20 protein-coding genes are annotated in these 22,900 nt (G+C 73.9%); 6 read left to right on the plus strand and 14 right to left on the minus strand.

Annotated features, from left to right (window positions below; all coding sequences use genetic code 11):
* Positions 1–78: 78 nt before the first annotated feature.
* Positions 79–3,003: a UPF0182 family protein gene (locus I4I81_RS19275; RefSeq protein ID WP_218601857.1), complete on the minus strand. Its 2,925-nt coding sequence runs from the start codon at positions 3,001–3,003 to the stop codon at positions 79–81.
* Between the two features lie 125 nt (positions 3,004–3,128).
* A complete protein-coding gene (locus I4I81_RS19280; protein WP_218601838.1) occupies positions 3,129–4,136 on the minus strand; it encodes a YlbL family protein in 1,008 nt (335 codons plus the stop codon).
* Between the two features lie 117 nt (positions 4,137–4,253).
* Between I4I81_RS19280 and I4I81_RS19285 the strand changes: the two genes are divergently transcribed.
* Positions 4,254–5,666 (plus strand): zinc-dependent metalloprotease, encoded by a 1,413-nt coding sequence (locus I4I81_RS19285; protein WP_218601839.1) that lies wholly within the window; start codon positions 4,254–4,256, stop codon positions 5,664–5,666.
* Here the strand turns inward: I4I81_RS19285 and I4I81_RS19290 are convergent.
* On the minus strand, positions 5,663–6,229 hold the full coding sequence (locus tag I4I81_RS19290) for a M48 metallopeptidase family protein (RefSeq protein ID WP_218601840.1): 567 nt from the start codon (positions 6,227–6,229) through the stop codon (positions 5,663–5,665). The genes I4I81_RS19285 and I4I81_RS19290 overlap by 4 nt on opposite strands.
* A gap of 120 nt (positions 6,230–6,349) precedes the next feature.
* On the opposite strand from I4I81_RS19290, the gene I4I81_RS19295 reads away from it, so the two are divergent.
* Positions 6,350–7,354: a hypothetical protein gene (locus tag I4I81_RS19295; RefSeq protein ID WP_218601841.1), complete on the plus strand. Its 1,005-nt coding sequence runs from the start codon at positions 6,350–6,352 to the stop codon at positions 7,352–7,354.
* Positions 7,351–8,679, plus strand: coding sequence for an ABC1 kinase family protein (locus tag I4I81_RS19300; protein WP_218601842.1), 1,329 nt, complete (start codon positions 7,351–7,353; stop codon positions 8,677–8,679). The genes I4I81_RS19295 and I4I81_RS19300 overlap by 4 nt, the downstream gene beginning before the upstream one ends.
* Before the next feature lie 83 nt (positions 8,680–8,762).
* Here the strand turns inward: I4I81_RS19300 and I4I81_RS19305 are convergent, their stop codons facing one another.
* From I4I81_RS19305 to I4I81_RS19315, 3 genes are all read right to left on the minus strand, one after another.
* The gene (locus I4I81_RS19305; RefSeq protein ID WP_218601843.1) at positions 8,763–9,005 is read right to left on the minus strand and encodes a hypothetical protein; all 243 of its coding nucleotides are present in this window, start codon (positions 9,003–9,005) and stop codon (positions 8,763–8,765) included.
* Between the two features lie 32 nt (positions 9,006–9,037).
* Positions 9,038–9,424 (minus strand): WhiB family transcriptional regulator, encoded by a 387-nt coding sequence (locus I4I81_RS19310; RefSeq protein WP_372453535.1) that lies wholly within the window; start codon positions 9,422–9,424, stop codon positions 9,038–9,040.
* A gap of 402 nt (positions 9,425–9,826) precedes the next feature.
* A complete protein-coding gene (locus I4I81_RS19315; protein ID WP_218601844.1) occupies positions 9,827–11,860 on the minus strand; it encodes an ATP-dependent DNA helicase UvrD2 in 2,034 nt (677 codons plus the stop codon).
* 59 nt (positions 11,861–11,919) lie between these two features.
* Between I4I81_RS19315 and I4I81_RS19320 the strand changes: the two genes are divergently transcribed.
* Positions 11,920–12,159 (plus strand): mycoredoxin, encoded by a 240-nt coding sequence (locus I4I81_RS19320; protein ID WP_218601845.1) that lies wholly within the window; start codon positions 11,920–11,922, stop codon positions 12,157–12,159.
* A gap of 67 nt (positions 12,160–12,226) precedes the next feature.
* On the opposite strand, the gene nudC is transcribed toward I4I81_RS19320, so the two are convergent.
* From nudC to I4I81_RS19355, 7 genes are all read right to left on the minus strand, one after another.
* Complete coding sequence (gene nudC / locus I4I81_RS19325) at positions 12,227–13,198, minus strand: NAD(+) diphosphatase (protein WP_218601846.1); 972 nt, start codon at positions 13,196–13,198, stop codon at positions 12,227–12,229.
* Positions 13,195–14,565 (minus strand): M16 family metallopeptidase, encoded by a 1,371-nt coding sequence (locus I4I81_RS19330; protein ID WP_218601847.1) that lies wholly within the window; start codon positions 14,563–14,565, stop codon positions 13,195–13,197. The genes nudC and I4I81_RS19330 overlap by 4 nt, the downstream gene beginning before the upstream one ends.
* Positions 14,562–15,836: a M16 family metallopeptidase gene (locus I4I81_RS19335; protein ID WP_218601848.1), complete on the minus strand. Its 1,275-nt coding sequence runs from the start codon at positions 15,834–15,836 to the stop codon at positions 14,562–14,564. The genes I4I81_RS19330 and I4I81_RS19335 overlap by 4 nt, the downstream gene beginning before the upstream one ends.
* A gap of 10 nt (positions 15,837–15,846) precedes the next feature.
* A complete protein-coding gene (locus tag I4I81_RS19340; protein ID WP_218601849.1) occupies positions 15,847–16,557 on the minus strand; it encodes a type 1 glutamine amidotransferase in 711 nt (236 codons plus the stop codon).
* Entirely contained in the window at positions 16,554–17,828 is a 1,275-nt protein-coding gene (locus tag I4I81_RS19345) for an aldehyde dehydrogenase family protein (protein WP_218601850.1), read from the minus strand. Before I4I81_RS19345 ends, I4I81_RS19340 begins: the two co-directional genes overlap by 4 nt.
* Positions 17,829–17,962: 134 nt before the next feature.
* Positions 17,963–18,589: a class F sortase gene (locus I4I81_RS19350; RefSeq protein WP_218601851.1), complete on the minus strand. Its 627-nt coding sequence runs from the start codon at positions 18,587–18,589 to the stop codon at positions 17,963–17,965.
* A 14-nt stretch (positions 18,590–18,603) separates the two neighbouring features.
* Positions 18,604–19,308 (minus strand): DUF4142 domain-containing protein, encoded by a 705-nt coding sequence (locus I4I81_RS19355; RefSeq protein WP_218601852.1) that lies wholly within the window; start codon positions 19,306–19,308, stop codon positions 18,604–18,606.
* A gap of 151 nt (positions 19,309–19,459) precedes the next feature.
* On the opposite strand from I4I81_RS19355, the gene I4I81_RS19360 reads away from it, so the two are divergent.
* The gene (locus tag I4I81_RS19360) at positions 19,460–20,806 is read left to right on the plus strand and encodes an MFS transporter (RefSeq protein WP_218601853.1); all 1,347 of its coding nucleotides are present in this window, start codon (positions 19,460–19,462) and stop codon (positions 20,804–20,806) included.
* Here the strand turns inward: I4I81_RS19360 and I4I81_RS19365 are convergent.
* Positions 20,803–21,639: an exodeoxyribonuclease III gene (locus I4I81_RS19365; RefSeq protein WP_443690142.1), complete on the minus strand. Its 837-nt coding sequence runs from the start codon at positions 21,637–21,639 to the stop codon at positions 20,803–20,805. The two genes, I4I81_RS19360 and I4I81_RS19365, sit on opposite strands and share 4 nt — an antisense overlap.
* A 55-nt stretch (positions 21,640–21,694) precedes the next feature.
* Between I4I81_RS19365 and xylA the strand changes: the two genes are divergently transcribed.
* Entirely contained in the window at positions 21,695–22,879 is a 1,185-nt protein-coding gene (gene xylA / locus I4I81_RS19370) for a xylose isomerase (RefSeq protein WP_218601855.1), read from the plus strand.
* Positions 22,880–22,900: the final 21 nt, after the last annotated feature.

A 22,900-nucleotide genomic window follows, 5' to 3' on the forward strand; every position in this document is an offset into this window, starting at 1 on the left:
GGTCAGAGGGCCGGGAACGACCCGACCCCCGCGAACCGGTGGGTCCGCGGGGGTCGGGTCGTGATCGAGACCTGCGTCTCAGCCGGCCGGCTGCGCCGCCTGGGCGGCCTGGAACTGCTGCACCGCGGCGTCGAGCGCGGCCAGTGCCGTGCCCTGGGCTGCGAAGTCGCCGCTCTGCTGAGCCGCCTTCAGGTTGGTGATGGCGGTCTGGATCCCCGCGGCGGCCGCCGCGAGCTCCGGGGTGGCGCCCGCACCGGTGTTCGGCACCGCGGTTCCGGGGTCGGGTGCGACGGTGCCCGGGGTCGTCGGCACATCGGCCGCGGCCCCCGCGCCGAACACCTGGTCCAGTGCCGTGGCCAGGTCGGGGGCGAAACCGACGCGGCCGTTGTAGCTCACCAGGACGCGGGCGAGCTGCGGGTAGCTGGAGTCCTCGTTGGCGCGCTGGATGTAGACCGGCTCCACGTAGAGCAGACCACCGGCCACGGGCAGCGTCAGCAGGTTGCCGTTGATCACGGAGCTCTGCCCGTTGCGGGCGAGCAGGCCGAGCTCCTGGCTCACCACCGGTGTGCCGACGAACCGGCTCTGCACCTGCTGCGGACCCAGCTCCTGGGTGTCCGGGGGCAACTGCAGGAGCGTGATCTGGCCGTAGGTCCCCGGATCGGAGCTCGCCGACATGTACGCCGAGAGGATGTCGCGGTTCTGGAACACCAGCGCGCTGGTGAGCTGGAACGACGGGTCACCCGACGCCTGGCCGCCCGGCTGCCCGGCCAGCAGGTAGTACGGCGGCTGCGCGAGCCCGCCCGCCCCGCCACCGGCCGGGGTCGGGTCCGAGGGCACCTCCCAGAACGAGACGTTCGAGAAGAACTCGCCGGGGTTGTCGACGTGGTAGCTGGTGAGCAGGTCGCGCTGGACCTTGAACAGGTCCTCCGGGTAACGCACGTGCTCGCGCAGGCTCGGGCTGATCGCCGAGGACGGCTGCACCGTGTCGGGGAAGGTCTTCATCCACGTCTGCAGGACCGGGTCGGACTCGTCGAACGCGTAGAGCGTGACGGTGCCGTCGTAGGCGTCGACGGTGGCCTTCACCGAGTTGCGCAGGTAGCTGACCTCGCGGTTGAGCTCCGGGCGCACCCCCGGCCCACCGGCGAGCGTGTCGGCGGTGGCCTCACCGAGCTGCGTGCGCTCGGCGTAGGGGTAGTTGTCGAGGCTGGTGTAGCCGTCGACGATCCAGGTGATCCGCCCGTCGACGACGGAGGGGTACGGGTCGCCGTCGACCGTCAGCCACGGCGCGACCAGCTCGACACGGTCGGCCGGGTCGCGCACGTACATGATCTTCGAGTTCTCGTTGATCGAGTTGTTGAAGAGGATGTTGCGCTCGCCGTAGTAGGCGGAGAAGGCGAGCCGGTTGACGATGTTGTCGAGCGGGACCCCGCCCTTGCCGTCGTAGGTGTACTGCTGCGTGTCGGAGTCGTACTCGACCGGCGGGGCACCCTCCGGGGCGCCGACGATCGAGTAGCCCTGGATCAGCTCGCCGTAGTAGGTGCGCGGCTGCTCGACCCGCAGGCTCTCCGGCAGGGCCTCGCTCATCGAGTTGGTGGTGTCGATGCTGGTGAAGCGGGGCAGGCCGCCCTCGCCGCCCGCGTCGTCGAGTGCGGCGTTCACCTGGTTCGCCGGGGCGACGACGATGCCGTTGCCGTGGGTGTAGACGAGCTGCTGGTTGATCCAGTCCGTCTGGTTGCCGGCGAGGCCCGCGGTGCGCAGCTCGCGCAGGCCGACGATGTAGTCCTGCATCGTGCCGTCGGTGCCGCGGTAGCGGTCGATGTCGAGGGTCTCCGGGAAGCCGTAGAACGTGCGGCGCTGCTGGAGCTGCGTGAACGTGTCGGTGAGCTGGGCCGGGTCCAGGATCCGGATGTTCGGGATCGTGGCCGTCTCGGCCCGCACCTCGGCCGGGGTGGCCTCGGACTCGCCGCTGTAGGGCACCTCGGTGACCGTGGCGTCGGTGAGGCCGTACGCGTCACGGGTGGCGGCGATGTTGCGCTCGATCGACACCGCCTCCCGCGCCTGCGCGTTGGGGGCGACGACGAACTGCTGCAGGATCGCGGGCCACGCGGCACCCACGAGCACGCTGGAGAGCACCAGCAGGACGGTGGCGATCGCGGGGAGCTGGAGGTTGTTGCGGAACACCGCGACGAAGAACGCGGCCGCGCAGATCAGCGAGATGAACAGCAGGATCAGCTTGGCCGGCATCACCGCGTTGAGGTCGGTGTAGGTGGCACCGTTGAACAGCGGGTTGCGGTCGGAGAACAGCAGCTCGTAGCGGTCGAGCCAGTAGGCGACGGCCTTGAGCAGCACGAACACGCCCGCGAGGACGGCGAGCTGGGCGCGCGCGGCGCCGGAGACCTGGCCGCCGCGGCCGGTGAGCCGGATGCCGCCGAAGATGTAGTGGGTGACGAGCGCGACCACGAAGCTGATCGCCACGCCGACGAACAGCCAGTTCAGCAGCAGCCGGTAGAACGGCAGCTGGAACGCGTAGAAGCTGACGTCGAGGCCGAACTCGGGGTCGGCGATGCCGAACGGCGTGGAGTTGAGGAACTGCTGCACGATCTGCCAGTCGCCCTGCGCCGCGAGCCCGGCGATGAGGCCGACCGCGACGGGGATGCCGATCGCGAACAGCCGCAGCCGCTGGATGATCACGGTGCGGTAGCGGGCGATCGGGTCCTCGGGGCCCGACAGCGGCACGAACACCGGCCGCGACCGGTAGGCGATCCACAGGGCCAGCGCCACCAGGCCGCCGATCAGCAGCCCGCCCGCGAGGAACTGCACGATGCGGGTGAACAGGATCGTGGTGAACACGCCCCGGAACCCGACCTCGCCGAACCACAGCCAGTCGATGTAGAAGTTGATCAGCCGCGATCCACCGAGCAACAACAGGACCAGCACGCCCGCGACGGCGAGCAGGATCCGGGTGCGACGAGTGAGCGTCGGGGCTCCCACCGGGGGCCGCATGGCCACGAGACACGCTCCAGGGTCTTGACAATGTGCGAGCCCGCGAACAGGCCCTGCTCACCCAACTCTACGAGGACCGTGTGGGGTTCCCGTGGGGCGTGTCCGATTCGGTGCCCGGTCGAGACTCAGCAGGGCGGCGTCGCCGAGCCGTCGCGCAGCGCGTCCAGGCTGCTGACGGCGTCGTCGAGGGTGTCGACGCGGACGAGGGTGAGCCCGGCGGGTGCCGTCGCGGCCGCTTCCTCGCAGTTCGCCGCGGGCACGAGGAACACCGTGGCCCCGACCTCGCGGGCGGCGATCATCTTGAACGGGACACCGTCGATCGCCGACACCGCGCCCGACGGCCCGATCGACCCCGTTCCCGCGACGAACGTGCCGCCGGTGAGCTCCCCCGGCGTCAGCTTGTCGACGACGCCGAGCGCGAACATCAGTCCCGCCGACGGGCCACCGATCCCGCCGAGGCTGATCGTGACGTCGGCGCCGGGCAGCGGGCCGAGGCCCGGGGTGATCCCCAGGAAACCCTGCGGGCGGTCCGGCCGCGTCCCGAGGACGACCGGCACCGTCAGCTCCTCACCGGCCCGGCGGACCACGAGCGACGCCGTCTGACCCGGCGCCGACCCGCCGAGCTGCTCCGTGACGGCCTCCGCCGTGCTCACCGGGACGCCGTCGACGCTGACGATCTGGTCCTGCAGCTCGAGCAGGCCGTCGGCGGGCGAATCGGCGACGACCCCGACCACGACCACGGACGCGGGCGTGCCGAGCTCGGTCAGTGCCGCGGACACCGCGTTGAGCTCCGAGGAGGTGAACTGGGCCGCGTTCTCGTCCTGGACCTCCTGCGTGGACCGGTCGGACGGGAAGATCGGCTCGCGGGGGACCAGCCGACGCTCCGGCGACAGCCAGAGGGCCAGCGCGGTGAACAGCGAGAGCTTGTCGGTGACCGACACCGTCGTCATGTTGAGGTGCCCGGACGTCGGGTACGTCGGGAGGTCGGCGACGTCGATGATCGGCGCGCCCTCGTACTCGCCCAGCGTGTCGTACGTCGGCCCGGGTCCGAGCGCGACGAACGGCACCGGCAGCGTCGCGCCGATCACGCCGAGGGACAGCGCCAGCAGCGTGGCGGCCACGACGGTCAACATGCGACGACTCACGATCGCGCACCCTATGCCGCGCCAGGTGAGGGGCACCTACGGTGGTCGCCGCATTGCGGCCCACGGCGAACACCCCGGGCCGCCCGTCGCGCGTACCGTGGACCCATGACTGACAAGCCGCCGTTCGGGTTCGGACCCTCCGACCGCGACGACTCCGACAAGGGACGGGACGAGGGCCCCGACAGGTCGGGCGCCGACGGCCCGGTCGATCCCTTCGGCTTCGGCAACCTCCCCGGGATGCCCCCGGGTGGGCTCCCCGGCCTCGGGGGCCTGCCCGGCATGGGCGGTCCGGGCGGGTTCGACGTCAGCCAGCTCGGGCAGATGCTCACCCAGCTCGGGCAGATGCTCAGCCAGGCGCAGAGCAGCGGCGACGGGCCGGTCAACTACGACCTCGCCGCGCAGATGGCCACGCAGCAGCTCGCCGCCACCAGTTCGTCGCTGACGGGCGCGCAGCGCTCCGCGGTGTCCGACGCCGTGAAGCTGGCGGAGCTGTGGCTCGACGCCGCCACCGGGTTCCCGGCGGGCGCCACGTCGACGAAGGCCTGGTCGGCGAGCGAGTGGGTCACCGCGAGCATGCCCACCTGGAAGCGCCTGGTCGACCCGGTCGCGCGCCGGATGGGCAGCGCGTGGACCGACGCGCTGCCCGAGGAGGCGCGCGCCGCCGCCGGCCCGATGATGGCGATGCTCGGCCAGATGGGCGGGCTCGCGTTCGGCACCCAGCTCGGGCAGGGTCTCGCCACGCTCGCCGCGGAGGTGCTGACCTCCACCGACATCGGCATCCCCGTCGGCCCCGACCGCGTCGCCGCGCTGCTGCCGGAGAACGTCGAGAAGTTCACGAAGGACCTCGACCGCCCGGCGAGCGAGGTGCTGTTGTTCCTCGCCGCGCGCGAGGCCGCGCACCAGCGCCTGTTCGCGCACGTCGGCTGGCTCAAGGAGCGGCTGCTGCGCACCGTCGAGGAGTACGCGCAGGGCATCACGATCGACACCTCGAAGATCGAGGAACTGGCCCGCGGCATCGACCCGTCCAACCCGGCGGCGATCCAGGAGGCCATGGGCTCCGGGATGTTCGAGCCCGAGACCACACCCGAGCAGAAGGCCGCCCTCGCGCGGCTGGAGACGCTGCTCGCCCTGATCGAGGGCTGGGTCGACGCGGTCGTGGCCGAGGCGATCGGCGAGCGCCTGCCCGGCGCGGAGGCGCTGCGCGAGACGTTGCGGCGCCGTCGCGCGTCCGGTGGGCCGGCGGAGCAGACGTTCGCCACGGTCGTCGGGCTGGAGCTGCGGCCGCGGCGGCTGCGCGCCGCCGCGGAGCTGTGGCGGCTGCTCGGCGAGCAGCGGGGCGCGGAGGGCCGCGACGCGCTGTGGGCCCACCCGGACCTCATCCCGTCCGCCGACGACCTCGACGACCCGGCCGCGTTCGTCGCCCGCGACGAGGTGGGCGACCCGATCGCGGAGCTGGAGAAGCTGGCCGACACCGAGGCCGCTCCCGACCCCGAGGACGACGGGAAGAAGGACAGCTAGTCGGGCTCGGGCTCGGGCTCGGGCTCGTCGCCGTCGGTGCCGACCAGCCCCAGCCCGGCGGCCGCGGAGAGCCCCTCGAGGTAACCCATCGCGCGCTCGGTTCGCGGGTAGCGGCGCACCCAGGTCCAGAACTTCTCGTCGTGGCCGGGTTCGAGCAGGTGCGCGAGCTCGTGCACGAGCACGTAGTCGACGACCCAGCCCGGCGCGTCGCGCAGCCGCTCGCTGATCCGGATCGTCCTGTCCGCGGGCGTGCAGGACGCCCAGCGGGTGCGCATCGTGGGCACCCAGCGGACGGTCTCCGGCACGGCGAGCCCGTCGAGGTGGCGGCGGTTGAGGTCGAGGCAGCGGCGGAGCAGCGCGTCGTCGCCGGTGCGGCCCGGGGAACGGCGCCGGGCCTCGCTGCGCTCCAGCCGCGACACCATCTCGTCGACCCAGCGGCGTTCCTCGCTCTCGCTCATCCACCCGGGGATGAACACGATCACGGTGTCGCCCTCGCGCCGCGCGCTGACCATGCGCTTGCGGCGATGACTGCGCCGGACCTCGACGACCGCGGGCAACGCCATGGCCCGAGTTTAGTCCCCGCAGGTCACGACGGGACGACGACGTGAGTTGTCCACAGACCCGCGTGGTCGACTGTGGATGGTTCGCGCGGGCGGGCACGGATCCGGCGCACCATCGACCCCGTGCACCCGCTGCCCGCGTTGATCTCCCTGACTCCGCACCTCTCGCTGCTCGCGGTCGGGGCGCGCTCGCGACGGATCGGCCTGTGCCCGGACCGCGGGGTCGTCGTCGACGACCTCGACCCACCTCTGGCTCTGATGCTCGACGAGCTCGCCTCCCCCGTCGAGCCCGGTCCCCTCGTCGACCGGGCCGTGCACCGCGGGGCCGACGAGGCGACCGCGGTGGACCTGCTCCACACCCTGCTCGACGCCGGGTGCGTCGTCGACGCGGCCGCGGCCCGTCGGGTGAGCGGCCGCCGTGCCCAGCACGTCGTGCTGGTCGTCGGGGACGGGCCGCTGGCCGCGGGCGTCGTCGTCGGGCTGGTCCGGGCGGGCGTGGGCACCGTGCACCTCGACACCGACGGCACGGTCACCGGCGGCGACCTCGGTACCGGTCTCGTCGACGTCGACCGTGGGGTGCGCCGGGACCGCGCGGTCGCCCGGGCCGCCGCGCGGCTCGTCCCGGGCACCGTCGTCACGGCGGTGCCGCAGCGGCTCGCACCCGACCTCGTCGTGCTCGCCGACGCGCAGGCCCCGCCGCCCCGACTGGTCGAACGGCTGCTCTCCGACGGAGTCGCGCACCTCCCGGTCCGGCTGCGCGACGGCGTCGGCGTCGTCGGGCCGCTGGTGCTGCCCGGGCGTTCGGCGTGCCTGCGCTGCCTCGACCTGCACCGCCGCGACCGCGACCCCGACTGGCCCGGCGTCGTGGTCGCGCTCGTCGGCACGACGGGCGCCGCCGATCCGGCCTGCGTCGTCGCGACCGCGGCACTGGGCACCGCGCAGGCCCTCGCCGCGCTGGACGACACCGCCGCGCCTCCCGCGCTGGACGCCACGATCGAGTTGGACGTCGGGGCCGCGACGAGCCTCACCCGCAGGTGGTCACGGCATCCGGACTGCGGGTGCGGTGGGCCGAGACACCCCCCGGCGACATGCGGGGTGGGTGATTCTCGGGGGACACTGGAGCGGTGACGGACATCCCACGGCGCACGGCCGCCCGCACCGCGAAGCTCGCCAGCCTCCCGCTCGGGGCGGCCGGACGGGTCGCGGCGGGTTGGGGACGTCGACTCGCCGGGGGCGACGGCGACGAGATCTCCGCCCAGATGATGCAGAAGAGCGCCGAGCAGCTGTTCGCGGTGCTCGGCGAGCTCAAGGGCGGCGCGATGAAGTTCGGCCAGGCCCTGAGCGTGTTCGAGGCGGCGGTGCCCGAGGAGTACGCCGCGCCGTTCCGGGAGTCGCTGGTCAAGCTGCAGTCCGCGGCCCCGCCGATGCCCCCGCGCGACGTCGACCGGATGCTCGCCGAGCAGTTCGGGCGCAACTGGCGCAGCCGGTTCACCGAGTTCGACGACACCCCCGCGGCCGCGGCCAGCATCGGTCAGGTGCACCGCGCCGTGTGGCGCGACGGCCGCGAGGTCGCCGTCAAGGTGCAGTACCCGGGCGCGGAGCAGGCGCTGCTGTCCGACCTGCGCCAGCTCTCGCGGATGAGCCGGGTCATGCAACCGTTCATGCCCGGCCTGGAGATCCGGCCGCTGATCACCGAGCTGCAGGACCGCATGGCCGAGGAGCTCGACTACCGCGACGAGGCCGACAACCAGCGCGCCTTCGCCGCCGCCTACGACGGCGACCCGCAGGTCAAGGTGCCGAAGGTCGTGGCATCCGCCCCCAAGGCGATGGTCAGCGAGTGGGTCACCGGACGGAAGCTGTCCGACGTGATCACCCGCGGCACCCAGGAGGAGCGCGACCACGCCGCGCTGCAGCTCTCGGAGTTCCTCTACGCCTCACCCGGACGGGTGGGCCTGCTGCACGCCGACCCGCACCCGGGCAACTTCCTGCTGCTCGACGACGGCCGCCTCATGGTGATCGACTTCGGCGCCGTGGCCCGGCTGCCCGACGGGATGCCGCGGCCGCTGTCGGAGATGCTGCGGCTCGCGCTGGCGGAACGGCCCGTCGACCTGCTCGCGCACCTGCGCCGGGAGGGTTTCGTGCGGCAGGGATCGAAGATGACGGCGGACGAGGCGATGGCCTACCTCGCGCCCTTCACCGAGCCGATGCACACCGAGTCGTTCCGCTTCGACCGTGCCTGGCTGCAGAAGCAGGCCGAGCGCGTGGGCGACCTGCGCAGCCCGCAGTTCAACACCGCCCGCGAGCTCAACCTGCCGGCGCAGTACCTGCTCGTGCACCGCGTCACGATGGGGACCATCGGCGTGCTCTGCCAGCTCGACGCCGACGTCCCGCTGCGCGGCATCGTCCGGCACTGGAACCCCTGGATCTTCGAGGACTCCCCCACCGCGGGCTGACGCGCCGACGGCGCCCCGGTCACGGGAGGACCGGGGCGCCGTCGGATTCGGGGCGGCACCGCTCAGAGGGTGCCGCGGGTCGGCTACCGCAGCGCGCGACGCGCGCGCTCGGCCCGGCGGGCGGCGAAGGCCGCGAGCCACGACCACCGCCGTCCGGCCGTGAGCTGACGAGCGAGCGCGTGGTCGCGTGCGGCCTGTTCGGCCTCCTGCTGTCGGGATCGAGCCAGTGCTTCATCCATGAGCAACATGCCGTGTCCTCGGGTGTGGTGGTCTTCTCGGTCGCGGATCGCGCCGGGGCCTGCGGGGGAAGCGATGAAGTAGGTCATCGGAACGACTCCTGTCTGGTGGTTGCTGCTGGTCAGGCCGAAGCCGCGGCGTACGCGCGGTCGCGGGCCAGGTCGGCCTTGCTGGGTCGGCCCCGGGGCCGCTTGCGCGGGATGACGGCGCCGCGCTCGAAGATCTCGCCGCCCCACACCCCCCACGGCTCCTCGCGTGACAGCGCGCCCGCCAGGCACTCGGCCCGGATCGGACACGCCCCGCACAGACCCTTGGCCCGCTCCAGGTCCACGGGAGCCTCGGCGAACCACAGGTCGGCGTCGCCGGAGCGACAGGGCAGGTCCAGCCCGGCGCGGGGTTGCCCCAGCGAATCCAACGCCGCGAGCAGGGACCCCAGCGGGGCGGAGTCGCCGCCCATCTGGTCGGGACTGATCGCTCCGCCGTCCAACGGAACTGATCGGACTAGCACCGCACTACCTCCTGGTACTCGTGCTGCTACCGGAAAAACAAAAAAAGCCGCGAACCCTGTGGGGTCCGCGGCTTCAACCTGCTGCCGGTGCGTGTCGGCATCTACCTGAGACGACACCTCACCGCGGACATACCTGTGCTGTTGTCGAGATCGATACCCGCGAACGTGACGACGGACGAGCGCGGCTTCGTGCCACGCGCGTAGGCCTGCACGGAGGCGGGCTCGGTCCACAGACGGGTGCCGTGAACCGGGACGAGGGAGACCGTCATCGTGATCATCGTGGGCACCTCCTCTGCGGATGGTCGTGGTGAGAAACGGGCTGGTGCAGTCCGTCGGGAGATACGTTAGGGATACCCCGCCGGGGTGGGCAACCTATTTACGGGAACTTTCTCGCACGCGGGTTCAGGCGTCGCTGACCAGGGCGAGGACGGCGGGGCCGTAGCGGTCGAGCTTGCGGGCCCCGATGCCGGGGATCGACACCAGCGCGGCGCTGTCGGCCGGGCGGTGCTCGGCGATCGCCGTCAGGGTGGCGTCGGTGAACACGACGTAGGCCGGGACCTGCTGTTCCCTGGCCTCGTCGGCCCGCCAGCCACGGAGGCGGTCGAGCAGTTCGGTGTCGACGTCGGAGGGGCAGTCGGTGCAGCGGCGCATCTTGAGCGCGTCGACGCCGAGCAGCGGCGACCCGCACACGCGACACTTCGGTTTCGTGCCGGTGCCCCCGGAGGTCGCGGCGATCCGCGACGCCGGGTGCGAGTCCGGGATCAGCCCGTGGAGGAACCGGCTGCGGCGGCGCTTGCGCGCACCGCCGGGCTGGCGCGACAGGGCCCAGGACAGCGCGAGGCGGCGCCGGGCGCGCGTCACCCCGACGTAGAGCAGGCGGCGCTCCTCCTCGATCGCGGCCTCGTCGCCGTCGGCGTGCTGGATGGGCAGCGTGCCGTCGGCCAGCCCGACGAGGAACACCACGTCCCACTCCAGGCCCTTCGCCGCGTGCAGCGACGCCAGCGTGACCCCCTGGACGGCGGGCGGGTGCGCGGCGTCGGCGCGGACGTCGAGCTCGGTGCAGAAGCGGCGGACGTCGGCGTCGGGCTCGTCGGCGACGAGCTGCTCGGCCAGCTCGACGATCGCGAGCAGCGACTCCCACCGGGCCCGCTGCACCGCACCGCCGGGCGGCTCGTGCGTGAGGCCGACGGGGGCGAGGACCTCGCGCACGGCGTCGACGAGGGGGTCGGTGCGCCCGCTCGCCATCCGGAGCACGCTCATCGCCTTGCGCACCTCGGGCCGGGAGAAGAACCGCTCCCCGCCGCGGACCTGGAACGGCACGCCCGCCTCGGTGAGCGCCTGCTCGTAGGCCTGGGACTGCGCGTTGATCCGGAACAGCACGGCGATCTCGCCCGCCGACTCGCCGTCGTCGATCAGCCGGCTGATCCGCGCGGCCACCGCCGCGGCCTCGGCGGGCTCGTCGTCGTACTCGGTGAAGTCGGGCTCCGGGCCGGGCGGCAGCTGCCCGATCAGGGCGAGCCGACTGCCGGCGACCCGCCCGCGCGCGGCGCCGATGAGCGTGTTGGCGCACGACACGACCTGCGGGGTGGAGCGGTAGTCGCGCTCGAGCCGCACCACGACGGCCTCGGGGAAGCGGCGCGGGAAGTCGAGCAGGTGCTTCGGGGTGGCGCCGGCGAAGGTGTAGATCGTCTGGTTGGCGTCGCCGACGACGGTGAGGTCGTCGCGCTCGCCCAGCCAGGCGTCGAGCACGCGCTGCTGCAGGGCCGTGACGTCCTGGTACTCGTCGACGACGAAGCAGCGGTAGCGGTCGCGGAACTCCTCGGCGACCCCCGCGTGGTTCTCCAGCGCGGCCGCGGTGTGCAGCAGCAGGTCGTCGAAGTCGAGCATCTCGGCGCGGTTCTTCAGCGCCTCGTACCCGGCGTAGACGGCCGCGACCTGCTCGGCCGGGCCGGGGATGTCGCGGCTGCGGCGCGCCACCTCGGCCGGGTAGTCGTCGGGGGTGATCAGGCAGGCCTTCGCCCACTCGATCTCGCCCGCGAAGTCGCGCAGCGAGGCCGCGTCGGTGCCGGCCTTGAGCCGCGCCGCGGCCTGCCCGACGATCCGCAGCTTGCCCTCCAGCAGCTGCCACTGGTCACCGCCGACGACGCGTGGCCAGAAGTAGCGCAGCTGGCGCAGGCTCGCGGCGTGGAACGTGCGGGCCTGCACGCCGGACACGCCCAGGGTGCGCAGACGGGTGCGCATCTCCCCCGCCGCGCGCGCCGTGAACGTCACCGCGAGGACCTGGCCCGGCGCGACGTGACCGGTGCTGACCAGGTGCGCGATGCGGCGGGTGATCGTGCGGGTCTTGCCGGTGCCCGCCCCCGCGAGGACGCACACGGGGCCCCGGGGTGCGGTGACCGCGGCCCGCTGCTCGTCGTCCAGACCCGAATCACGCACGCGACCATCCTGACACCCGCGGCGGGAAGACCTGCGCCCGCCGCGCTGTTGCACCGGGCATGTCCCAGGTGACGATGTACTCGACGACGTGGTGCGGCTTCTGCCGGCGCCTCAAGCTGCAGCTCGACCAGGCCGGCATCGCCTACACGGAGATCGACATCGAGCGGAACCCCGACGCCGCGAGGTTCGTCGAGGGCGTGAACGGCGGCAACCAGACGGTGCCCGTGATCCTGTTCCCCGACGAGACGACGGCCACGAACCCCAGCCTGAAGCAGGTTCAGGAGAAGCTCGCCGCCTAGCTCGCACACACGACCGCGGGGCCGGCGCACAGGGAGGAACCTGTGTGCCGGCCCCGCGGTCCGTGCACTAGAGGGCGGCCCAGGCCTCCAGCATGCTGCGGGCGATGCTCACCTTGCCGGGCATCAGGAACGGGGCATCGGTGCGGGCGCTCCAGTCACCCGCCGCCAGTGCCGTCCGGACGTCGGCCCGGGTGGCCCAGAAGGCCTCCGCGATCTCGCCGTCGGCGGGGACCAGGGGCGCCGTCGGGTCGGCGACGGCCTGGAAGCCGACCATCAGGCTCCGCGGGAACGGCCACGACTGGCTGCCCAGGTAACGGATGTCGGTGACGGTGGCGCCGACCTCCTCGTGGATCTCCCGCTCCACGCACGCCTCCAGCGACTCCCCCGCCTCGACGAACCCGGCGAGGACCGAGTAGCGCCCCTGCGGCCACACCGGCTGGCGGGCGAGGAGCACCTGGTCGGCGCCGTCGTGCACCAGGCAGATGACGGCGGGGTCGGTGCGCGGGTACTCCTCGTGGGCGGCGGCCTCGCAGTGCCGGTGCCAGCCCGCGTTCGCGGGGTGCATCGGCGAGCCGTCGCGCGCGCAGAAGCCGGCGGCGTCGTGCCAGTTCAGCGCGGCGACGGCGGTGGTGAACAGGCCGGCGCCCAGTGCGTCGAGGACGGCGCCGGTCATCCGCAGGTCGGCCCACTCGGTCGGGTCGTCGCCCGCCACCAGGTCGGGCTTGCCGCGCACCCCCCAGTACGCGACGCCGTCGCGCTCGCCGAGCAGCACCGCGTCGGGCGGCGGGACGTCACCGGTCGTGGCGCGGGTCTTCAGGCGGGCGCCGCCGCCGACGTCCCAGCTGCCGGCGTCGCCGACGCGGAAGCCGGCGTCCGGCTCGGTGTCCCAGACGACGGGGGTGCGCCCCTCGGCATCGACGACGACGAGCTGCGCCGACGGCCACCCCGCCACCTGGCGGGCGGTGTCGGTGCGCAGCGGCTCGTCTCGGTCGACGGCGGAGCGGGACAGGACGGGCTCGACGAGCAGGTCGAAGTTCACGCGATCCCGCCCAGTGCCCGCACGCCCCGGCCGATGACGTCGGCGTCCCCGACGACCACGCCCGAGAAACCGGACGGAGCGAAGAACCGCAGCGCCGCCTCCGCCACGTCGTCGGCGGTGACGGCGTGCAGCCGCGCGGGGTGCTCGCGCAGCCAGTCCAGGTCGAGCCCGACGGCGGCGAGCCCGGCGATCGTCGAGGCCAGCCCGCCCTGGTTGTCCAGGGAGATCAGCAGCGAGCCGACGGCGTAGCTGCGGGCCGCGTCGATCTCGGCGGCCGTGGGCGGTACCGCCGAGAGCCGACCGAGCTCGTAGCGGGTCTCCAGCAGGGCTGCGGCGGTGACGTCGCTGGCCACGTCGGTGTCGACGCCCAGCACCGCACCGCCGGGGATGAACTCGGAGCCGGAGTGCGCGCCGTAGGTGTAGCCCTTGTCCTCGCGGATGTTCTCCATCCAGCGTGAGGAGAAGTAGCCGCCGAACACGAGGTTGGCGAGCTGCAGCGCGGCGTACGCGGGGTCCTCGCGGGGCACCGCCGGACCGGACAGGCGCAGCTGCGACTGGACGGATCCCGGCCGGTGCACCAGTACGAGATCACCGGCGGCCGGGTACGGCGGGGCCGCCAGTTCGAGGGCGGTCGCGGACGAGGTCCAGGACCCCAGCGCCTGTTCGACCGCGGCGGTGGCGGCGGCCGGGTCGACGTCGCCGACGAGGGTGAGCGTGGAGCCCCGCGGCACCAGCGACGCGGCGTGCGTGGCCCGCACCTGCTCCGATGTCACTGCCGTGACATCCGAAGCCGTCGGCATCTCCGCCGTGATCGGGTGCGTGCCGAAGCGGACCCGCTGCAGCGCCTCGCGGGCGATCGTGCGCGGCTGCGCGCGGGCCACGGCGATGCGCTCGACCAGCCGCTCCCGCTCGCGGGCGACCTCGTGGTCGGGGTGGGTGGCCCCGGTGAGGAGGTCGGCGAGGACGTCCAGGATCACCGGCAGCCCGTCGGCGAGCCCCGACCCGTGCACGAGCAGCCGCTCCGGGTCGACGCTCGCACCGAGGTCGGCCCCGACGGCGGCGAGATCGTCGTCGACGGCGACGCGGTCGCGGGTTGCGGTGCCCGTCAGCAGCGTCTCCGAGAGCAGCTCGGCGATCGCCGGGTGCCCGCCGCCCGGTGCGGGATCGGCGAACGGGACGCGCAGACGCAGCTCGACCATCGGCACGCTCGCGCGGCGGGCGACGAGCACGCGCAGGCCGTTGGGCAGGGTCGTGTCGGTGACGTCGGGCAGCGGCACCTCGCGGGTGACGCCCAGGTCCGGCAGCGGGCGAGCCCCCGTGGGCGTGCGGCCGATCTCCTCGGCGCTGCGGTGGGTGGCCGTCGTCATGCGTCTTCTCCCTTGCCCGGCTCGACCAGCAGCACGCCGCGCCCGGCACCGCGCAGCGACGCCGCGGCGGCGCTCACGGCGTCGGGGGTGACGGCGGCGAGGCGGCCGGGCAGCTCGTCGGTGATCTCGGCGCGGCCGTAGAGCAGCTCGCGCGCCCCCAGGCCGAGCATGCGGTACATGACGCGGTCGTTCTCCTGGTGCGCCCCGGCCGACCAGCGCGCGACCTGGCGGGACAGCTCGTCGGCACTCGGACCCTGGGCGGCGAGCTTCTCCAGCTCCTCGTCGACCGCTCCGATGACGCGGTCCGGGTCGACGGCGGCGGGGTGCACCGCGGTGACGGTGAACGTGTCGGGGTCGCGGGCGTCGAGGGAGCCCATGAGGCCCGCGGCGGCGGAGATGTCGGTGACCAGCCCGTCGGCGTGCACGAGCCGGCGCTGCAGCCGGGCGGCCTCACCGTCGCCGAGGACGGAGGCGAGGAGCATGTGGGCGAGGTAACCGTCGAGGTCGGTGGCCGGGTCGGGCAACCGGAACCCCATCGCGAGTGCGGGCAGCGGCGCGTGGGCGTCGGGGACGGCCTGGCGGCGCTCGACCCCCGGAACGGGCTCGAAGAACGACGGGCGCGTCGGCGTGGGGCGGGCCGGGATGTCGCCGAAGTGCTTCTCCACCAGGGCGAGCGTCTCGTCGAGGTCGATGAACCCGGCGACGGTGACCTGCGCGTTGCCCGGGGCGTAGTAGGTGTCGAAGAACGCCGCGGCGTCGTCGAGGGAGGCCTGCTCCAGCTCGGAGAAGTCGCCGTAGCCGTTGTGCGCGTTGGGGAACGTGTCGTAGAGGACCGGCGGCAGCAGGATCCAGGGGAACCCGCCGTAGGGCCGGTTGAGCACGTTGAGGCGGATCTCCTCCTTCACCACGTCGATCTGGTTCGCCAGGTTCTCCTGCGACAGCGTGGGCGCGCGGAGGCGGTCGGCCTCCAGGAACAGCGCCCGCTCCAGCGCCGCGGCGGGCAGCACCTCGAAGTAGTCGGTGTAGTCCTGGTGCGTCGAGCCGTTGAACACCCCGCCCGAGCCCTGGACGTGGCGGAAGTGCGCCAGCTTCTCCAGGCTCTCGCTGCCCTGGAACATGAGGTGCTCGAACAGGTGCGCGAACCCCGTCCGCCCCTCGGGCTCGGACCGGAACCCGACGTCGACGTGCACCGCGACGCCGACGACGGGGGTGGCGGGATCGGGGACCAGCAGGACCCGGAGCCCGTTGGCGAGCGCGGTTCTGTGCAGCACGTGGCCGAATCTAGTCCGCCGTGACGTCGACGGCGTGCGGGAGCCGCGCGCAGAAGCGGGCGACGAGGTCCCGGCACGCGGCCGCACTCGCCGCCGCCCGCCCGTCGAGCTCGGCGACGAGGCCGGCGAGATCGAACTCGGCCTCGACGGCCTCGCGACCGCGGCTCCCCCACGACTCCACCCACTGGGCGAGGACGTCCGGGGTGATCTCCGGGTGGAACTGCACCCCCATGTGCGCGCCATGGGTGAAGGCCTGCACGCACACGTCGTTGCGGGCGATCTCCACGGCGCCGGGCGGCAGGGTGAACGCGTCGTCGTGGAACTCGATCCAGGTGCCGGGCGGCAGGACGTCGGCGTCGGCCGTGCCCAGGGTGACGAACCCGCGCTCGGGCCGGGGCGCCCGGCCGACGGTGCCGCCCAGCGCCCGGGCCAGCAGCTGCCCGCCGAAGCAGATCCCCAGCACCGGGACCCCCGCGGCGAGCGTCCGCCGCACGAACGCGAGTTCGCGGGGCAGCCAGGGCAGGGCGTCGTCGGCCACGGACTCCGCGGACCCCATGACGACGAGGAGGTCGAACGTCTCCGGAACGGGGGTTCCCTCCTCGACGAGAGAGCCGATCGTCACGTCGAAACCCTGCTCGGCCAACGCGGGCGCGATCGTGCCCGCGTTCCGGATCCCGTCGCCGGGAGCCGTCGTGTGGACGAGGACGAGCGCGCGGCTCATCCCTCGTGCGCGACGGCCGGGAGCACCACGAACTGGCGCAGGCTCAGGTCGACGTAGGTGACCGGGCCCCGCGGGCCGGGGGTGTGATCGACGTTGATGCCGGTCTCGGGGAGGCCGAGGAGCTTGTAGCCGTCGAGCAGGCGGGTCGTGGTGTTCCAGAAGACGCCGGTACCGGTGTAGGCGTCGATGAACGCCGTGGCCGCGTCGGCGTCGGTGGCACAGACGCACGCGGCGAGGCCGGACGTCTCACGGGCCGCGGTGAGCGCGGCGTCGACCGGGCCGTCGACGGTCGTGACCGTCACGTGGGCCTCGGCGCCGGAGTCGAGCGCCCACTCGTGGCCGAGCGGGTGGTCGTGCGGGGCGAGGCTCGGGGTGATGTCACGGTCGGCGAGCGCCTCCTCGGCGATCGGCCAGAGGCGGTCGTAGGCGTCGGCGTCGATGAGGAGCAGGTTGAGGCGGTTGCAGACGCCGAGGCGGTCGGTCGACTCGGTGACCAGTCGCTCGACGTCGTCCTCGTCGGCGGACCCGTGCAGGTAGAGCACGCCGCCGCCGTCGGCATGGGCGAGCACGCGGGTGCCCGCGGCCGCCCCCAGCGCGGACAGGCGGCGGGTGACCTCGCCGCTGCCGCGCACCACCACGAGCGGCACCAGGTCCGGCAGGCCGACGAGCGCGTCGGCGCCCGCGTGGCCGGGCGTCGGCACGAGCTGCACGGCGCCGGCGGGCACGCCGTGCTGCTCCAGCGCCGGGGCGAGGACGAGGTCGACCAGCGCACGCGCGGAGCCCAGCGCCGCCGCCCCGGTGCGGAGCACGGCGGCGCTGCGGGCCTTGAGCACCTGCGAGGCGACGTCGACGGTCACGTTGGGGCGCGCCTCGAACACCGCTCCGATGACGCCGACGGGCACGCGCCGCTCGAACACCCGCTCGCCGGTGGGCAGGGTGCGGACCTCGCGCTGCAGCGGGGGCTCCGGGGTGGCGGCGAGGACGTCGAGCTGGGTGGCCATCTCGGCGATCCGCTCGGGCGTCAGGCGCAGGCGGTCGAGCAGGCCCGGAGCCATGCCGTTCTGCTCGGCCGCGGTGACGTCGACGTGATTGGCCTCCAGCAGCTGGGCGGAGCGCTCGCGAAGCAGCGTCGCGGCGGCGCGCAGGGCGGCGTCGACGGCGGCACCGCCCGCCGCCCGGACCCCCGGCGCGGCGGCTGCGGCGCGGACGGCGGCCTCGCGGACGGCGGCGAACTCGGGGGCTTCGGTGGGGACGTCGACGCTGGTGCTCACGCCGGACAGGTTGCCACGGTCCCGCCCGGGACTGCGGCGGGGTCACGACGTCACCCCGCCGATCACGGCGTCGATGTCGCCCGCGGAGATCGACGGGCGACGTCCGTGCCGTGATCGGCCGGGTTCCGGGGTGATCAGACCGGTACCGCGTGCACCACCACGTTGTCCTGGTAGTGCCCCGTCGCCGGGTCGAAGGCCCCGCCGCAGGTGATCAGGACGAGTCCGGGCGGGCCGTCGCCGGTGAACAGGTCGAGCGGGAGGTCGGCCTTGCGGTACTCCCGACGGGCGGCGACGACGTAGCGCAGCTCGCGCCCGTCGGCCCCGCGCACGACGACCTCCTCCCCCGGCCCGACCTCGCGCAGCACCGCGAGCACGCCGAGCCCGTCGGCGGCCGTGTCGACGTGCCCGGCCAGTACGGCCACCCCGGTCGCGCTGCCGGCCAGCGGGCCGGGGGCCCACCAGCCGACCGTCGAGGGTGGGTCCGGGATCACCATCGAGCCGCCCGGGGCGGTCCCGACCGGGACGACGGGGGCGAGCACACCGCGACCGGGCAGGGCCAGCTCGACCGGGACGGTCCCGACGACGACCGGCGGTACGGCGGACGGGGTCCCGTCGGTGGGAACCGCCGGAGCGGGGCGGGCGGATGCGGCGGGCGCCGCCCCGAAGTCGGCCGGACCCGGGCCCGTGAACAGCAGCGCACCCCCGGCCACGAGGCACGCCAGACCGGCGCCGGTGGCCACCCGCAGGGGCCACCGGCGCACGGAGGGGGTGGGTGTCAGGAGACCTGACGGCGACGCCACGCGGCGCCTCCGACCAACGCCACGCCGCCACCGAGCAGGGCGATCGCGAGCAGCGGGGCGTCCTGGGCGGCCTGGCCGCCGTTGCCCGCGTCGACGGCGGTGGGGGCGTCGGCCCCGGCCGCGGTGGAGGCGTCGGCGAGGCTCGCGGCGAGCGCGTCGAGGCGGTCGAGGGCCTCCTGGGCTGCGGCCTTCGCCTCGGGCGAGGCGTCCGGGGAGGCCAGGACGGCCTCGGCGGCGCTGCGGGCCTGGGCGAGGGCCTCACCCGCGGCGTTCAGCCAGGCCTGGTCGAACGGCTGACCGCTGCGGGCACCCAGGTCGGCGAGCTGGGCCTGCTGCTCAGGGGTGAGCGCGTCGGTGACGGCCACACCCTGCTCCTCGGCGAGCGTGCGGAGCTGCGCGGTCAGGGACTCGGCGTCGCTCGACAGCTGCCCGCCGAGGGCGCGGACCTGGTCGCCGGCGCCCTGGTCCTGGCCCAGGCCGCCGAGGGCGGCCAGCCCGGTCGCGGCGGTGAGGGCGCCGCCGAGGGCAGCCGTCCCGGCTCCGGCGGCGTCGGCGGGTGCGGACGCGGGCGCGCCGGCGGCGGGCGGTGCGGCCGGGTCGGCGGGTGCGGGTGACGAGCAGGCGCTGACGGTCAGGACGGCGAACGCGGCGAGCGTCGCCGACATCGAACGGATCTTCATCGGTACCTCCGGGGAGCGGTGGGGAGCGCCTCGGAGGTTGACGCGTCCGCCGCGCCCCCGCAGCCTCGGAGGGGCCGAACCCCCCGATCGGGTGGATCATGACCCGCGACCGCGTCGACCTCCACGCGGGTCCAGGGAGCACCATCGTTCCATGACCGTCCCGACCGCCGTCCGCACGGAGCTGTTCGGACCCGACCGCCGGTCGACGACCTTCGGTCTGGTCCTGCTGATCAGCCTGGTCGCGTTCGAGGCGATGGGGGTCGGGACCGCGATGCCCGCACTCGTCGCCGACCTCGGCGCGGTGTCGATGTACGCGTGGCCGTTCGTGGCCTTCATGGCCGCGTCGGTCCTCGGCACCGTGCTCGGTGGGCGCTTCAGCGACCGCGCCGGGCCGCGCGTGCCGCTCGTCGTCGCTCCGGTGCTGTTCGGGATCGGGCTGCTCGTCGCCGGTACGGCGGTGTCGATGCCGCAACTGCTCCTCGGGCGGCTGCTGCAGGGGCTCGGGGCGGGCGCGCTGGGCGTCGGTGTCTACGTGCTGATCGCGCTCGTCTACCCCGAGCGCGCGCGGCCCGCGGTGTTCGGACTGATCTCCTCGGCGTGGGTGCTGCCGTCGCTGGTCGGGCCACCGGTCGCCGGGCTGGTGACGGACACCGTCTCGTGGCACTGGGTGTTCCTGGGGCTCGTGCCGTTCGTGGCGCTCGCGGTCGCCCTCGTGGTGCCGGCCGTGCGGCGCCTCGGACCGCCGGACCCGACGCGCACGGTGGCCCCCGCACGCCGCGGGCTGGTACCGGCCGCGGCGGCCGCGGCCGTCGGGGTCTCCGCGCTGAGCTGGGCGGCGCAGCAGGGCAGCGCGGCCGGGGCGGTCGCCGCCGGGGTCGCGGTCGTGCTGCTGGTGCCCGCGGTGCCCCGGTTGCTGCCGGACGGGGTGTTCCGGGCGGCGCGCGGCGTGCCCGTCGTCGTCATCTCCCGGGGGCTGCTCGCGGGCGTGTTCTTCACCGTCAACTCCTACCTGCCGCTCATGCTCAACGGCACCCACGGCTGGACGCTCGCGGCGGCCGGACTGCCGCTGATCGTCGGGTCGCTGGGGTGGTCGAGCGCGGCGGCGTGGCAGGGCCGCCGTCCCGACCTGTCCCGCGCCCGGCTGCTGCGGATCGGCTTCTGCGCGCTCGGCACCGGCGCCGCGGGGATGCTGCTCGTCGCCCCGGCCTGGGGGCTGCCGTGGCTGGCGCTGCCGTTCTGGGCGCTCGCGGGCGTCGGGATGGGGCTCGGGTTCTCGTCGGTGTCGTTCCTGCTGCTGCAGAAGTCGGCGCCCGAGGCCGTCGGCTTCCACAGCTCGGCCGCCCAGATCGCCGACCAGCTGACGACCGCGTCGATGATCGGACTCGGCGGGGCGCTGCTCGCGGTGCTGGTGGCCCCGGGCGTCGCCCTGCCGGTGCTGGTGGCCGTACTCGTCGGGCTGGCCGCGCTGGGTGCGGTGCTGGCCGGGCGGACGGCCTAGCGGCGCCGCTTCGGGTTCGACGGCGGCGGGACGACCGGGCCGATGTCCCCGTCCGGGGCGGTGTCCAGGTCCATGATCACCGGGGCGTGGTCGCTGGGCCCGGACCCCTTGCGCGCCTGGCGGTCGACCCACGCCGCGGCGACGCGGCCCGCCGGGTCGGCGCCCGCGAGCACCAGGTCGATGCGCATGCCCTGGTCCTGGTGGAAGCGGCCCGCGCGGTAGTCCCAGTAGCTGAAGAACCGCTCGGTGGGCCAGCGGTCGCGGACGACGTCGGCCAGGCCGAGGTCACGCAGGGTCGTGAGCGCGCCGCGCTCGGCGGGCGTCACGTGGGTGGAGTCGACGAACTGGGCCGGGTCCCACACGTCGTCGTCGGTGGGGGCGATGTTGACGTCGCCGGCGATGACGGTGGTCGCCGCGTCGCCGACCGACGCCGCGAGCGCGGCCAGCCACTCCAGCTTGTAGGCGTAGTGCGGGTCGTCGGGGGTACGGCCGTTGGGCACGTAGACCGACGTGACGCGCAGCCCGCCGCAGGTGGCGGTGACGGCACGGGCCTCGACGGCGTCGTTGAACGACGGGGCGGCGGGCAGCGCGCGCCGCACGTCCTCCAGGCCGACGCGCGACAGCAGCGCGACCCCGTTCCACCGCCCCTCCCCGACGTGCGCGACCTCGTAGCCGCGCTCCTTGAGCGGCTCGTCGAACGCCTCGGCGAACTGCTCGTCGGTCACCTTCGTCTCCTGCAGGCAGACGACGTCGGGGGCGCGCTCGTCGAGCCAGGGCAGCAGCCGCGGCAGCCGGACGAGGGCGGAGTTCACGTTCCACGTAGCCAGGCGCACGCCCGGCACGCTACCGTGGGCGAGTTTGTACGATCACCGAACAAAGGGGTTCCCCGTGGTGCAGCCGACTCGTGACGACCACTTCAGCTTCGGTCTCTGGACCGTCGGCTGGCCCGCCGCCGACCCGTTCGGCACCGCCACGCGGCCCTGGCTCGACCCCGTCGAGTCGGTGCACCGGCTCTCCGACCTGGGCGCCTGGGGCGTCACGTTCCACGACGACGACCTGCTCCCGTTCGGCTCCACCCCCGACGAGCGCAACCGGATCCTCACCCGCTTCCGCGCCGCGCTCGACGAGACCGGCCTCGTGGTCCCGATGATGACCACCAACACGTTCACCCACCCCGTGTTCAAGGACGGCGCGTTCACCAGCAACGACCGCGGCGTGCGCCGGTTCGCGCTGCGCAAGATCCTGCGCAACCTCGACCTGGCCGCAGAGCTCGGCGCGTCCACCTACGTGTTCTGGGGCGGGCGCGAGGGCGCCGAGGTCGACTCCGGCAAGGACATCCAGGCCGCGCTCGACCGCTACCGCGAGGGCATCGACACCCTCGCCGCGTACGTCAAGGAGCAGGGCTACGGCATCCGGTTCGCGATCGAGCCCAAGCCCAACGAGCCCCGCGGCGACATCCTGCTGCCCACGCTCGGGCACGCGCTCGCCTTCATCGCCGGGCTCGAGCACGGCGACATCGTCGGCGTGAACCCCGAGGTCGGGCACGAGCAGATGGCCGGGCTCAACTACTCCGCGGGCATCGCGCAGGCGCTGTGGGCGGGCAAGCTGTTCCACCTCGACCTCAACGGCCAGCGCGGCATCAAGTACGACCAGGACCTGATCTTCGGCCACGGCGACCTGATCAACGCGTTCTCGCTCGTCGACCTCATCGAGCACGGCGCGCCGGGCGGCGGCCCGTCCTACGACGGCCCGCGACACTTCGACTACAAGCCGCTGCGCACCGAGGACGTCACCGGCGTGTGGGACTCCGCCGCGGCGAACATGCGGACCTACCTGCTGCTCAAGGAGCGGGCGGCCGCGTTCCGCTCCGACCCCGAGGTGCTCGAGGCGCTGGCCACGGCCGGGGTGGCGGAGCTGTCGACCCCCACGCTGAACCCCGGCGAGACCCTCGCCGACCTCGCCGCCGACCGCACCGCGTTCGAGGACTACGACGCCGACAAGGCGGGCGAGCGGGGCTACGGCTTCGGGCGGCTCAACCAGCTGGCGGTGGAGCACCTGATGGGGGCGCGGTGACCACCCGTGCGCGGATAACGT

It is taken from the genome of Pseudonocardia abyssalis (genome assembly GCF_019263705.2).
Classification (GTDB): Bacteria; Actinomycetota; Actinomycetes; order Mycobacteriales; family Pseudonocardiaceae; genus Pseudonocardia; species Pseudonocardia abyssalis.

What these genes read in the sequence shown, in the direction of transcription:
- I4I81_RS19275 (WP_218601857.1), bottom strand. Translation starts at nt 3,003, where the DNA reads ATGCGGCCCCCGGTGGGAGCCCCGACGCTCACTCGTCGCACCCGGATC.
- I4I81_RS19280 (WP_218601838.1), bottom strand. Translation starts at nt 4,136, where the DNA reads ATGTTGACCGTCGTGGCCGCCACGCTGCTGGCGCTGTCCCTCGGCGTG.
- I4I81_RS19285 (WP_218601839.1), top strand. Translation starts at nt 4,254, where the DNA reads ATGACTGACAAGCCGCCGTTCGGGTTCGGACCCTCCGACCGCGACGAC.
- I4I81_RS19290 (WP_218601840.1), bottom strand. Translation starts at nt 6,229, where the DNA reads ATGGCGTTGCCCGCGGTCGTCGAGGTCCGGCGCAGTCATCGCCGCAAG.
- I4I81_RS19305 (WP_218601843.1), bottom strand. Translation starts at nt 9,005, where the DNA reads ATGACCTACTTCATCGCTTCCCCCGCAGGCCCCGGCGCGATCCGCGAC.
- I4I81_RS19320 (WP_218601845.1), top strand. Translation starts at nt 11,920, where the DNA reads ATGTCCCAGGTGACGATGTACTCGACGACGTGGTGCGGCTTCTGCCGG.
- I4I81_RS19330 (WP_218601847.1), bottom strand. Translation starts at nt 14,565, where the DNA reads ATGACGACGGCCACCCACCGCAGCGCCGAGGAGATCGGCCGCACGCCC.
- I4I81_RS19340 (WP_218601849.1), bottom strand. Translation starts at nt 16,557, where the DNA reads ATGAGCCGCGCGCTCGTCCTCGTCCACACGACGGCTCCCGGCGACGGG.
- I4I81_RS19355 (WP_218601852.1), bottom strand. Translation starts at nt 19,308, where the DNA reads ATGAAGATCCGTTCGATGTCGGCGACGCTCGCCGCGTTCGCCGTCCTG.
- I4I81_RS19360 (WP_218601853.1), top strand. Translation starts at nt 19,460, where the DNA reads ATGACCGTCCCGACCGCCGTCCGCACGGAGCTGTTCGGACCCGACCGC.